At 59.6% G+C, this 11805-nt stretch carries 13 protein-coding genes and 1 tRNA gene; 6 read left to right on the forward strand and 8 right to left on the reverse strand.

Translation table 11 applies throughout. The features are described from left to right. Positions 1-18: 18 nt before the first annotated feature. The 7 genes from pth to ACTJKS_RS18940 all read right to left on the reverse strand — a co-directional run bounded on the left by pth (position 19) and on the right by ACTJKS_RS18940 (position 5816). The gene (pth, locus tag ACTJKS_RS18910; RefSeq protein ID WP_108183779.1) at positions 19-603 is read right to left on the reverse strand and encodes an aminoacyl-tRNA hydrolase; all 585 of its coding nucleotides are present in this window, start codon (positions 601-603) and stop codon (positions 19-21) included. Positions 604-772: 169 nt separating this feature from the next. Beyond that, positions 773-1375 (reverse strand): 50S ribosomal protein L25/general stress protein Ctc, encoded by a 603-nt coding sequence (locus ACTJKS_RS18915; RefSeq protein WP_007967646.1) that lies wholly within the window; start codon positions 1373-1375, stop codon positions 773-775. A gap of 141 nt (positions 1376-1516) precedes the next feature. Next, entirely contained in the window at positions 1517-2458 is a 942-nt protein-coding gene (locus ACTJKS_RS18920; RefSeq protein ID WP_003171603.1) for a ribose-phosphate pyrophosphokinase, read from the reverse strand. Positions 2459-2503: 45 nt separating this feature from the next. Then, a tRNA-Gln gene (locus ACTJKS_RS18925) sits at positions 2504-2578 on the reverse strand. Between the two features lie 37 nt (positions 2579-2615). After that, positions 2616-3467, reverse strand: coding sequence for a 4-(cytidine 5'-diphospho)-2-C-methyl-D-erythritol kinase (gene ispE, locus ACTJKS_RS18930; protein WP_003228157.1), 852 nt, complete (start codon positions 3465-3467; stop codon positions 2616-2618). Positions 3468-3470: 3 nt separating this feature from the next. Further along, positions 3471-4088, reverse strand: a complete 618-nt coding sequence (gene lolB / locus ACTJKS_RS18935) for a lipoprotein insertase outer membrane protein LolB (RefSeq protein ID WP_041072477.1) — start codon at positions 4086-4088, stop codon at positions 3471-3473. Between the two features lie 3 nt (positions 4089-4091). Further along, on the reverse strand, positions 4092-5816 hold the full coding sequence (locus ACTJKS_RS18940) for a tetratricopeptide repeat protein (protein WP_262949129.1): 1725 nt from the start codon (positions 5814-5816) through the stop codon (positions 4092-4094). Positions 5817-5998: 182 nt separating this feature from the next. On the opposite strand from ACTJKS_RS18940, the gene hemA reads away from it, so the two are divergent. From hemA to ACTJKS_RS18970, 6 genes are all read left to right on the forward strand, one after another. Next, a complete protein-coding gene (hemA, locus tag ACTJKS_RS18945; RefSeq protein WP_007967653.1) occupies positions 5999-7285 on the forward strand; it encodes a glutamyl-tRNA reductase in 1287 nt (428 codons plus the stop codon). Further along, entirely contained in the window at positions 7282-8364 is a 1083-nt protein-coding gene (gene prfA, locus ACTJKS_RS18950) for a peptide chain release factor 1 (RefSeq protein ID WP_262949128.1), read from the forward strand. The genes hemA and prfA overlap by 4 nt, the downstream gene beginning before the upstream one ends. Further along, the gene (prmC, locus tag ACTJKS_RS18955; RefSeq protein WP_262949127.1) at positions 8365-9195 is read left to right on the forward strand and encodes a peptide chain release factor N(5)-glutamine methyltransferase; all 831 of its coding nucleotides are present in this window, start codon (positions 8365-8367) and stop codon (positions 9193-9195) included. Next, on the forward strand, positions 9189-9944 hold the full coding sequence (locus tag ACTJKS_RS18960; RefSeq protein WP_262949126.1) for a molybdopterin-synthase adenylyltransferase MoeB: 756 nt from the start codon (positions 9189-9191) through the stop codon (positions 9942-9944). The genes prmC and ACTJKS_RS18960 overlap by 7 nt, the downstream gene beginning before the upstream one ends. Continuing rightward, positions 9937-10728: a glutamate racemase gene (murI, locus tag ACTJKS_RS18965; RefSeq protein WP_262949125.1), complete on the forward strand. Its 792-nt coding sequence runs from the start codon at positions 9937-9939 to the stop codon at positions 10726-10728. Before ACTJKS_RS18960 ends, murI begins: the two co-directional genes overlap by 8 nt. Before the next feature lie 112 nt (positions 10729-10840). After that, positions 10841-11359, forward strand: coding sequence for an acyloxyacyl hydrolase (locus ACTJKS_RS18970; RefSeq protein ID WP_027612230.1), 519 nt, complete (start codon positions 10841-10843; stop codon positions 11357-11359). 90 nt (positions 11360-11449) lie between these two features. On the opposite strand, the gene ACTJKS_RS18975 is transcribed toward ACTJKS_RS18970, so the two are convergent. After that, positions 11450-11755: a YkgJ family cysteine cluster protein gene (locus ACTJKS_RS18975; protein ID WP_041072462.1), complete on the reverse strand. Its 306-nt coding sequence runs from the start codon at positions 11753-11755 to the stop codon at positions 11450-11452. Positions 11756-11805 lie beyond the last annotated feature (50 nt).

Here is an 11805-nt window from a genome sequence, read left to right on the forward strand (position 1 = left end):
TTTCCCCTCGGATTAGAGTCAGGCCTTCTGGCTGTGCAGGTTTTTCATCGCGCGGTTCCATTCACCGGCGAGGATATCCGGCAGCACGCCGAGGGCAAAGTCGATGCTGGCATCGAGTTTTTCCTGTTCGGCGCGTGGCGCACGACCCAGGACGAAATTTGAAACCATACTGGCGACGCCCGGGTGGCCGATGCCAAGCCGCAGGCGGTAGAACGTATTCTGATTGCCCAGTTGCGCGATGATGTCGCGCAACCCGTTGTGACCGCCATGGCCGCCGCCCTGCTTGAGCTTGGCGACGCCAGGAGGCAGGTCGAGTTCGTCGTGCGCCACCAGGATTTCTTCAGGCTTGATGCGGAAGAAACCGGCGAGTGCCGCCACGGCCTGGCCGCTGCGGTTCATGTAGGTGGTGGGAATCAGCAGACGAACATCCTGACCCTGATACGAGTAGCGCCCGGTCAGGCCGAAATATTTGCGATCGGCCACAAGGTTCACACCTTGTGCGGCAGCGATGCGCTCAACAAAAAGGGCCCCTGCGTTATGCCGGGTCTGTTCGTATTCAGCGCCTGGATTTCCCAGGCCAACGATCAGTTTGATGGCAGTCACGATAGGGGCCCTTCCTTGGAGTGGTGGTTGACATCGCCGCGATCAGTGAAGGCGGCGAAAGTGGACGAAAATTGCTCATTTACCATGAATGTAAACTCCGCGTTCCCGCCCGCTTTCTCGCTACGTTCCAGTCCGCGATGTTTCACTCACTCCGACGAACAGAGTGAAATTACTCTGCTGCGCCTTCTTCGGTAGCTTCTGGAGCAACACGTGGAGCGTGGACGTTGGCTACTGCCTTGTCATCGCCGTGTGCCAGAGCAACGAACTCGACACCTTTAGGAGCTTTGAGGTCCGACAGGTGAACGATGGTGCCGATTTCAGCGTTAGCCAGGTCGACTTCGATGAACTCAGGCAGGTCTTTTGGCAGGCAGGAAACTTCGATCTCGGCAACAACGTGCGAGATTTCGCCGCCTTTCTTCACTGGAGCAGCTTCGTTGATGAAGTGCACAGGAACGATAGCGGTCAGTTTCTGGCCAGCGACAACGCGTACGAAGTCAGCGTGCATCACGTGGCCTTTGGCCGGGTGACGTTGCAGTGCCTTGATCACGACGTTTTGTTTCTTGCCACCAACGTTCAGCTCGATGATGTGGCTGTAAGCCGCTTCGTTTTCGAGCAGTTTGGCAACTTCTTTGGCCAGCATGCTGATGGATTCAGGGGCTTTGTCGCCACCGTAAACAACAGCTGGAACCAGAGCGGCGAGACGACGCAGGCGGCGGCTCGCACCTTTCCCCAGGTCGGAACGCACTTCAGCATTCAGAGTAAAATCGTTCATTTTGTATCTCCAAAATAGCCATGACCGAGCGGCGTTTGCGACCAGCGCCAAACACGGTATGGGCAAAAAAGCCCCGCCCCGACAGGTATGCCGGGGCGGGGCGCTTTTCGTCAACGAGACATTTCGAGAAGGGCAGGGCCCTTAACGGAACATCGCGCTGATCGATTCTTCATTGCTGATGCGGCGAACCGCTTCGGCAACAACCGGTGCGATATCCAGTTGACGGATACGTGCACAGGCTTGTGCTGCAGCGGACAGCGGGATGGTGTTAGTCACCACCAGCTCGTCCAGCACGGAATTTTCGATATTCTCGATGGCCCGACCCGACAGCACAGGGTGTGTGCAGTAGGCAAAGACCTTGGCTGCGCCATGCTCTTTCAAGGCCTTGGCCGCGTGGCACAGAGTGCCGGCGGTATCGACCATGTCATCGACCAGAATGCAGGTACGCCCTTCGACATCACCGATGATATGCATCACTTCAGAGTGATTGGCTTTCTCACGGCGTTTGTCGATGATCCCGAGATCCACGCCCAGGGATTTGGCAACGGCACGTGCACGCACGACGCCACCAATGTCCGGGGACACGATCATCAGGTTTTCGAAGCGCTGATCTTCAATATCATCCACCAGAACCGGGGAACCGTAGATGTTATCTACCGGAATATCGAAGAAGCCCTGAATCTGGTCAGCATGCAGATCAACCGTGAGCACACGGTCGATGCCGACTACGGTAAGCATGTCAGCAACGACTTTCGCGCTGATAGCCACACGTGCGGAACGCGGACGGCGATCCTGACGGGCATAACCAAAATAAGGAATAACAGCAGTGATACGAGTAGCCGAGGAGCGGCGGAAGGCATCAGCCATCACTACCAGTTCCATCAGGTTATCGTTGGTCGGGGCGCAAGTCGGCTGAATAATGAAAACGTCTTTACCGCGAACGTTTTCATTGATCTCGGCAGTAATTTCGCCGTCGGAAAACTTGCCGACAGAGATGTCACCGAGAGGGATATGCAGCTGACGTACAACACGCCGAGCCAGATCGGGGTTAGCGTTCCCCGTAAAGACCATCATCTTGGACACGCGCAGTACCTAGAGGCTGAGGGTAACCTGGATGAGTATAGAAAATGGCAGGGGCGGCTGGATTCGAACCAACGCATGGCAGGATCAAAACCTGCTGCCTTACCGCTTGGCGACGCCCCTGTATCTGTTGCTTCAAGTGCCTGGCACTTGATTCCTTTTAGAGCAGACTTTGCAGCTTGCGATGCAACATCGAAACGTTGCTTCCTTTTGCTACAAACCCTGTAAGGGTCTCTGTAAGAAGGGCCGAGACTTTATCAGCTTCAGCTTTGCTTGGGAAGCCCCCAAACACACAACTTCCAGTTCCGGTGAGTTTTGCTTCGGTAAATTTACCTAACAAATCCAATGCGTTACGTACCTCTGGATAACGCCTTGCAACCACCGGCAAGCAGTCATTTCGACTGTTTCCCTCGGGAACGGGGCGCACTTTAATGGGCGGCGTGTTACGTGTCAACAAAGGATCGGAAAAAATTTCTGCCGTACTTACAGAGACTTGCGGCACGAGCACCAGATACCACGGTTCTTCGGGGTCGACCGGGGTCAGTTTTTCGCCCACGCCTTCGGCAAATGCCGCGTGACCACGAACGAAAACCGGCACGTCAGCGCCGAGCGAAAGGCCCAGTGCTGCGAGGCGATCTTCATCCCAGCCCAGTTGCCACAGGTGATTGAGACCGAGCAGGGTAGTGGCCGCGTTCGAGCTGCCGCCGCCGATGCCGCCGCCCATGGGCAGCACCTTGTCGATCCAGATGTCGATGCCCAATGTGCAGCCGGACTGTTGCTGAAGCATTTTCGCCGCGCGCACGATCAGGTTGCTGTCGTGGGGCACGCCAGCGAATTCGGTGTGCAGCTGAATCACGCCGTCATCGCGCACGGCGAAGGTGATTTCGTCGCCGTAATCGACAAACTGAAACAGCGTCTGCAGTTCGTGATAACCGTCTGCACGGCGCCCGAGAATGTGCAGCATCAGATTGAGCTTGGCCGGCGACGGCAGCGTCAGACGTGGAGCAGTCATGGATTATTGCCCCAATTTACGCGGTTGCCAGGTTTTGATCACCAGCGTCACGTCCAGATCGGTGCCATGCAGTTTGATCCGCTCGGGCAGCCAGTAACCATTCTGCTCGGCGTAGCTGAGGTACTCGACCTTCCAGCCGTCCTGTTCCAGATTGGCCAGGCGACTGTCGTTATCCAGGGTCAGACGGCTTTTGCTGCTGGGTGCCGGCAGGCCACGAACCCACCAGGCCAGATTCGACACGGGCAACTTCCAGCCCAGTTGCTCTTCGAGCAGCGCTTCCGGTGACTCGGCGTCATAGCGGCCCTGATTGGCGACTTCCAGCGAGACCTTGCCCGGACGCCCGGTCAGACGCGCCGCGCCACGACCCAGCGGGCCGGACAGACGAATGTCGTAATAGTCCTGGCGTTGCAGCCAGAACAGCGTGCCGCTACCGGAATCTTTCGGTGCGCGGATGCCGATCTTGCCGTCGATCTGCCAGCCGTCGAGGCCGGTCAGCTGTTGTTTGTTTGCGGCCCACTGAGCCGGACTGCCGTGGCCCTCGACCGACTCGCGGGCACCGAAGCCCGCGCAACCGGCGAGCAGGGCGATGAAGCTGAAAACAATAACGTGGCGCAAAAACATGAGTTAAAGAGTCTCGGATCCGGTCAGGCGCTTGATGGTGCTGCGCAGGATGGTGCTGTCGGGCTGATCCTTGAGGAATTTGCCCCAGACTTGTTTGGCTTCGCGCTGATTGCCCTTGACCCACAGGACTTCGCCCAGGTGCGCGGCGACTTCGTGGTCCGGGAAGCGCTCGAGCGCCTGACGCAGATACTTCTCGGCGTCGTCCAGATTGCCCATGCGGAAATTCACCCAGCCGAGGCTGTCGAGTACCGCCGGGTCTTCCGGATTGATCTGGTGCGCCTGTTCGATCAGGGCCTTGGCTTCAGCGTAGCGGGTGGTGCGATCGGACAGGGTGTAGCCCAGCGCATTGAGCGCCATGGCGTTGTCCGGGTCGCGCTTGATGATCAGGCGCAGGTCTTTTTCCATCTGCGCCAAGTCATCGCGTTTTTCCGCGAGCATGGCGCGGGTGTAGAGCAGATTCAGATCGTCCGGGTATTGCTGCAAGGCTTTATCCAGCGTTTTCCAGGCCTTGTCGTCCTGTTTGTTGGCCGACAGGGTTTCGGATTCGATCAGATACAGCTGGATCGCGTAATCCGGCTGGGCATCGCGCTCGGCCGCCAGTTTGCTCTGGGCTTCGGCGGTCTTGCCGTTGTTCATGAGGATGTCGGCCTGACGCAGTTGCGCCGGCAGATAGTCATTGCCCGGGCCGACCTGGGCGTATTCGATCAGTGCGCCCTGTGGATCGTTGCGCTCTTCAGCAATGCGGCCGAGGTTCAGGTGCGCCGAATCGACGTGGCTTTCCCGGGCAATCAGGTCTTCCAGGTAGCCCTTGGCCTCGTCCCAGGCCTTGGCTTCCAGGCAGACCAATGCCAGCGAGTAACGCAGTTCATCGTCTTCGGGGTATTGCTGAACCAGGGTGGAGAACTCGACTTTGGCGTCGTCCATCCGGTCCTGTTCGACCAGGGTGCGCGCATACGTCAGGCGCAGGCGCTTGTCGTCCGGGTATTTCTTGATGCTTTTGCGCAGCAGTGGCAGGGCTTCGTCGCCACGATTCAGGGTTTGCAGCAGGCGCGCGCGCAACAGGATCGGAGCAATCTCGCCTTCTTCCGGCGGATTGTCTTCGAGCAGGCTCAGGGCGGCTTTATTGTCGCCGTCCTGTTGCAGCAACAGGGCCTTGCCGAAAATCAGCTGACCGTTCTTCGGGTGGCGTTGCAGCAGACGGTCGAAACTTTTCATCAGACCGTTGCGGGTTTCCTGATCGGTATCGGCCGCCGACAGTGCGAGGAAGTCGAAATGAGTGTCGCCCTTGCCTTGCAGAACTTTTTCCATGTAGACCATGGAGTCGTCGTAACGCCCGGCGCGGGCCAGCTGCACGGCAGCGGCGCGCTGCGCTTCGAGGTCGTCCGGGGCGTTTTTTGCCCAGATCAGTGCGGTATCCAGCGCAGGCTGGTCGGCACCGAGGTATTCGGCGATGCGGAACGCGCGCTCGGAAACCCCCGGATCCTGGGTATTGATCGCCTGGGTCACGTAGTTGTCCAGGGCAATGTCGAAACGATTGCGCTGGCCGGCGAGTTCGGCGCTCAGCAGGCTGAAGACGGTTTCCTCGCTGAACGAGCTGTAAACCTTGGGTTTTTCAGGCGCGGGCGTGGTGTCTTCGACCGGCGGGGTACCGTCCGGCGAAACGGGTGCCATGGCCTGGCAGCCGCTGAGGAAGACAAAAGCAAGGAGCAACGCGGAAGATCTATTCATATAGGAGAAGGACGACTAACCTGCGGTCGGATCATCATGACACAAGCCTTCGGTCAAACATAACCGAGTCTCGAATGTGGCCTTTATAGTGGCCGACAATTGGGACAATAGTCAGCGGTAGTTGTTCTGAATCTGACGAAGTAGGACAATTGCCGGCTTCACGTCACCATCAGCGACCTTGAATGGCCTTCCTTGCACTCGGTATTAACCACAAGACTGCTTCAGTAGACGTCCGCGAGCGCGTGGCCTTTACCCCTGAGCAGCTGGTGGAGGCCTTGCAGCAGCTCTGCCGACTCACCGACAGCCGCGAAGCTGCGATCCTCTCCACCTGCAATCGCAGTGAGCTTTATATAGAACAGGATCAGATTTCCGCTGATCTGGTTCTGCGCTGGCTGGCCGATTATCACCATTTAAGCCTCGATGAGCTGCGCGCGAGTGCTTATGTGCATGAAGATGATGCGGCAGTTCGTCACATGATGCGCGTCGCCTCCGGGCTCGACTCGCTGGTGCTGGGCGAACCGCAGATCCTCGGCCAGATGAAATCGGCCTACGCCGTGGCACGTGAGGCGGGCACCATCGGCCCGCTGCTGGGGCGACTGTTTCAAGCGACGTTCAACGCCGCCAAGCAAGTGCGTACCGACACCGCCATCGGTGAAAACCCGGTGTCCGTGGCGTTTGCCGCCGTCAGCCTGGCCAAACAGATTTTCAGTGACTTGCAGCGCAGCCAGGCTCTGTTGATCGGCGCCGGCGAGACCATCACGCTGGTCGCCCGCCATTTGCACGAGCTGGGGGTCAAGCGCATCGTGGTCGCCAACCGTACGCTGGAACGTGCCAGCCTGCTGGCCGAGCAGTTCGGCGCGCATGCGGTGCTGCTATCGGACATTCCGGCAGAACTGGTGCGCAGCGATATCGTGATCAGTTCGACCGCCAGCCAGTTGCCGATCCTCGGTAAAGGCGCCGTCGAAAGCGCGCTGAAGCAGCGCAAGCACAAGCCGATCTTCATGGTCGACATCGCCGTACCCCGCGACATCGAGCCGGAAGTCGGCGAACTCGACGACGTTTACCTGTACAGCGTCGACGATCTGCACGAAGTGGTTGCCGAGAACCTCAAGAGTCGGCAGGGCGCAGCCCAGGCGGCGGAAGAGATGGTCTCGGTCGGCGCCGACGATTTCATGGTGCGCCTGCGCGAGCTGGCGGCCGTCGATGTGCTCAAGGCCTATCGGCAACAGAGTGAACGTCTGCGCGACGAGGAGCTGCAAAAAGCCCTGCGCCTGCTGGCCAACGGCGGCAACGCCGAAGACGTGCTCGGGCAACTGGCCCGTGGCCTGACCAATAAACTGCTGCATGCGCCCAGCGTGCAGTTGAAAAAGCTTTCTGCCGAAGGCCGCCTCGATGCGCTGGCCATGGCCCAGGAACTCTTCGCCCTCGAGGGCTCACCGGATAGTTTTTCGGATAAAAAACCGCAATGAAAGCGTCACTGCTCAACAAGCTGGACACCCTCCAGGACCGTTTCGAGGAACTGACCGCGCTGCTCGGCGACGGCGAAGTCATTGCCGACCAGGCCAAATTCCGCGCTTATTCCAAGGAGTACGCCGAACTCGAGTCGGTGGTACAAGGCTATAAAAAGCTGCTCGGCGTACAAAGTGATCTTGAAGGCGCCCAGGCGCTGCTCAAGGACAGCGACCCGGACATGCGTGAAATGGCCGTGGAAGAAGTCCGCGAAGCCAAGGAATTGCTGATCAGACTGGAAGATGATCTGCAGCGCATGTTGCTGCCCAAGGATCCCAATGACGGGCGTAACGTCTTTCTCGAAATCCGCGCCGGTACCGGTGGCGACGAAGCGGCGATCTTCTCCGGCGATCTGTTTCGCATGTACTCGCGTTACGCCGAACGGCGTGGCTGGCGCGTGGAGATCCTTTCGGAAAACGAAGGCGAGCATGGTGGCTATAAAGAAGTCATCGCCCGCATTGAAGGCGACAACGTTTACGGCAAGCTGAAATTCGAGTCCGGCGCGCACCGCGTACAGCGTGTACCCGCCACCGAATCCCAGGGCCGTATCCACACCTCGGCCTGCACCGTGGCGGTGTTGCCCGAGCCGGACGAGCGGGAAGCCATCGAGATCAACCCGGCGGATCTGCGTGTCGACACTTACCGCTCCTCCGGGGCCGGTGGTCAGCACGTCAACACCACCGACTCGGCGATCCGCATCACGCACATACCGACCGGCACCGTCGTCGAGTGCCAGGAAGAACGTTCCCAGCACAAGAACCGCGCGCGGGCGATGGCCTGGCTGTCGGCCAAGCTCAACGACCAGCAGACCGCCGCAGCGGCCAATGCGATTGCCAGCGAGCGTAAGCTGCTGGTCGGTTCCGGCGACCGTTCCGAGCGTATTCGTACTTACAACTTTGCTCAGGGCCGGGTCACCGACCATCGCGTCAACCTGACCCTGTACTCCCTGGATGAAATCCTCGCCGGTGGCGTTGAAGCGGTGATCGAGCCTTTGCTGGCCGAATACCAGGCCGACCAGCTTGCAGCGATAGGTGAATAAATGACCATCATTGCCAGTCTGCTGCGTGCCGCCGAACTGCCGGATTCGCCAACGGCGCGCCTGGATGCCGAATTGCTCCTGTCAGCGGCACTGGGCAAATCGCGAAGCTTCCTGCACACCTGGCCTGAGCGCATCGTACCCAGCGAAGCGGTGCTGATTTTTACCGAGTACCTGCAACGGCGTCGAAGTGGCGAGCCGGTGGCCTACATCCTCGGTCAGCAGGGTTTCTGGAAACTCGATCTGGAAGTCGCGCCGCACACGCTGATTCCGCGCCCGGACACCGAACTGCTGGTCGAAGCCGCGCTGGAGTTGCTGGCGGCAACGCCGGCGAAAGTGCTTGATCTGGGCACCGGCAGCGGCGCGATTGCCTTGGCCCTGGCCAGCGAACGCCCGGCGTGGCAAGTCACGGCGGTGGATCGCGTGCTGGAAGCCGTGGCCCTGGCCGAACGCAACCGCCAGCGCCTGAGCCTGAACAACGCCACGGTGCTGAGCAGCCACTGGTTCAGCGCCCTCCAAGGCCAGCGCTTCGATCTGATCATCAGCAACCCGCCCTACATCGCCGCTGCCGACCCGCATCTGGTCGAGGGCGACGTGCGCTTCGAACCGGCCAGTGCGCTGGTCGCCGGTGTGGACGGGCTCGACGATCTGCGCCTGATCGTCGCCCAGGCCCCGGATCATCTGGAAGCCGGCGGCTGGCTGATGCTCGAACACGGCTATGATCAAGCCGAAGCCGTGCGTGATCTGCTGCTCACTCGCGGTTTTGAACAAGTCCACAGCCGCACCGATCTGGGCGGCCATCAACGGATCAGCCTGGGGCGCCTGCCGTGCTGAATGATCAGGAATTGCTGCGCTACAGCCGGCAGATTCTGCTGCAACACATCGACATCGATGGGCAACTGAAGCTCAAAGACAGCCGCGTGCTGATCGTCGGCCTCGGCGGCCTCGGTGCGCCGGTCGCGCTGTATCTGGCAGCGGCCGGTGTCGGTGAGTTGCATTTGGCGGATTTCGACACGGTCGACCTGACCAACCTGCAGCGCCAGATCATTCATGACACCGACAGCGTCGGCATGAGCAAGGTCGACTCGGCGCTCAAGCGCCTGAGCGCGATAAATCCCGAGATTCAACTGGTGCCTCATCGTCAGGCACTGGACGAGGATTCCCTGGCCGCCGCCGTGTCCGCGGTGGATCTGGTGCTCGACTGCTCTGATAACTTCTCCACCCGCGAAGCAGTCAACGCCGCGTGCGTGGCCGCGCGCAAGCCGCTGGTCAGCGGCGCGGCGATTCGTCTGGAAGGGCAGTTGGCGGTGTTCGACCCGCGTCGCCCGGAAAGTCCGTGCTACCACTGCCTGTACGGGCATGGCAGCGAAGCCGAACTGACGTGCAGCGAGGCCGGTGTGGTCGGGCCACTGGTGGGCCTGGTCGGCAGTCTTCAGGCGCTAGAAGCCTTGAAAGTGCTGGTCGGTTTCGGCGAACCACTGGTAGGCCGCTTGCTGCTGATCGATGCCTTGGGTTCGCGCTTTCGTGAGCTGCGGGTCAAGCGCGATCCGGGCTGCAGCGTCTGCGGATCGCACGATGCGTGAGGCACCGATCGCGGTGTTCGATTCCGGTGTCGGCGGCTTGTCGGTACTGGCCGAGATTCAGGGGTTGCTGCCCCATGAGTCACTGCTGTACTTCGCTGATTGCGGGCACATTCCCTACGGCGAGAAATCCCCTGAGTTCATCCGCCAGCGCTGCAAGGTGATGGCCGGTTTTTTCCGCGAGCAGGGTGCCAAGGCCCTGGTGATTGCCTGCAACACCGCGACGGTGGCCGCTGTTGCCGATCTGCGCCGGGATTTCCCCGAGTGGCCGATTGTCGGCATGGAGCCTGCGGTCAAACCTGCTGCTGCCGCGACCCGTAGCGGTGTGGTTGGCGTACTTGCCACCACCGGCACGTTGCAGAGCGCCAAGTTCGCCGCGTTGCTCGATCGTTTCGCCACCGACGTGCGCGTCATCACCCAGCCGTGCCCCGGCCTGGTCGAGCTGATTGAAAGCGGCGATCTGCACAGCGCCGAGCTGCGCGCATTGCTCCAGCACTATGTCGAGCCGCTGCTGGCCAATGGTTGCGACACGATCATCCTCGGCTGCACCCACTACCCGTTTCTCAAACCGATGCTCAAGTCGATGCTCCCCGAAAGCATCAGCCTGATCGACACCGGTGCCGCCGTTGCCCGCCAGTTGCAGCGGCTGTTGGCCGAGCGTGAGTTGCTCGCCAACGGACCGAACCAACCAGTCAGATTCTGGACCAGCGCCGATCCGGCGTCCTTTCGCAAAATCCTGCCCCTGTTGGGCCAGGCAGCCGGCGACGTCGAAAAATTCACCTTGTAAAAAAAATGTGAAATATCTAAAAAGTCAGCTGAACTTCTGCTCAAGCGCTGATTTCTATACCGCTGGGTTTACTAAAAAACCAAACGATCGTTCCGGAAAAGGAAGTTTCAAAGTGAAGCGACTATTCTGCTTGGCCGCGATTGCGGCTGCACTGATGGGGCAAAGTATTACCGCACAAGCGGCAGGCGTTGAGTTTGCAGTGGGTGCGACCAGCGATTCGACAATGACGTATCGCCTGGGCATGAATTTCGATTGGGACAAGAGCTGGCTGCAAAGTGACGTCGGTCGCCTGACCGGTTACTGGAGCGGTGCCTACACGTATTGGGAGGGTGACAAGACTTCCAGCAACAACAGCCTGTCGTTCTCGCCGGTGTTCGTTTACGAGTTTGCCGGTCAGTCGGTCAAGCCGTATGTTGAAGCGGGCATTGGTGTCGCAGCGTTCTCCAACACCAAATATGAAAGCAACAACATCGGCGGCTCTTTCCAGTTCGAAGACCGCATCGGTTTTGGCCTGCGCTTCAATGGCGGGCATGAAGTCGGGATCCGAGCGACGCACTATTCCAACGCCGGCCTGGCCAGCAGCAACGACGGTGTAGAAAGTTACGCGCTGCATTACACGATGCCGCTGTAAGCAAGATCAAAAGATCGCAGCCTGCGGCAGCTCCTACAGGAAAACCCANCCTGTAGGAGCTGCCGCAGGCTGCGATCTTTTTGCATCTAATCAACGGTAGGCCGTGGCAATGCCTTTGCGTTCTTCAATGCACTCCGGTGCACCCATCTCGAACTCGCGACAGATCAGCGGACGTCTTTCGTAAATCGTGCACATCATGCTGTCGCGATCCAGCGCCGCGCACCAACCGTCGTCCAGACGCAGCATGACTTCACCGCCCCACTCATCGGTATCGATAAAGCGCTCAGGCACGCCGGTGTCGGTGATCAGCATCACTTCAAGCTGGCAGCAGCACGCTGCGCAGGTCGAACAGGTGACCGCTGGCTCGGTGATTTGCTGGTGGGGAATGGTTTTCATGCCGGGCAGTGTAAGGCAGCCGCCGGGTATCGTGTGAAAGGTCTGACAGA

Origin of the sequence: Pseudomonas sp. 22189 (assembly GCF_052045635.1) — a bacterium.
In the GTDB taxonomy this organism is placed as follows: domain Bacteria; phylum Pseudomonadota; class Gammaproteobacteria; order Pseudomonadales; family Pseudomonadaceae; genus Aquipseudomonas; species Aquipseudomonas parakoreensis.

What these genes read in the sequence shown, in the direction of transcription:
- ACTJKS_RS18915 (WP_007967646.1), bottom strand. Translation starts at nt 1,375, where the DNA reads ATGAACGATTTTACTCTGAATGCTGAAGTGCGTTCCGACCTGGGGAAA.
- ispE (WP_003228157.1), bottom strand. Translation starts at nt 3,467, where the DNA reads ATGACTGCTCCACGTCTGACGCTGCCGTCGCCGGCCAAGCTCAATCTG.
- lolB (WP_041072477.1), bottom strand. Translation starts at nt 4,088, where the DNA reads ATGTTTTTGCGCCACGTTATTGTTTTCAGCTTCATCGCCCTGCTCGCC.
- ACTJKS_RS18940 (WP_262949129.1), bottom strand. Translation starts at nt 5,816, where the DNA reads ATGAATAGATCTTCCGCGTTGCTCCTTGCTTTTGTCTTCCTCAGCGGC.
- hemA (WP_007967653.1), top strand. Translation starts at nt 5,999, where the DNA reads ATGGCCTTCCTTGCACTCGGTATTAACCACAAGACTGCTTCAGTAGAC.
- prfA (WP_262949128.1), top strand. Translation starts at nt 7,282, where the DNA reads ATGAAAGCGTCACTGCTCAACAAGCTGGACACCCTCCAGGACCGTTTC.
- prmC (WP_262949127.1), top strand. Translation starts at nt 8,365, where the DNA reads ATGACCATCATTGCCAGTCTGCTGCGTGCCGCCGAACTGCCGGATTCG.
- murI (WP_262949125.1), top strand. Translation starts at nt 9,937, where the DNA reads ATGCGTGAGGCACCGATCGCGGTGTTCGATTCCGGTGTCGGCGGCTTG.
- ACTJKS_RS18975 (WP_041072462.1), bottom strand. Translation starts at nt 11,755, where the DNA reads ATGAAAACCATTCCCCACCAGCAAATCACCGAGCCAGCGGTCACCTGT.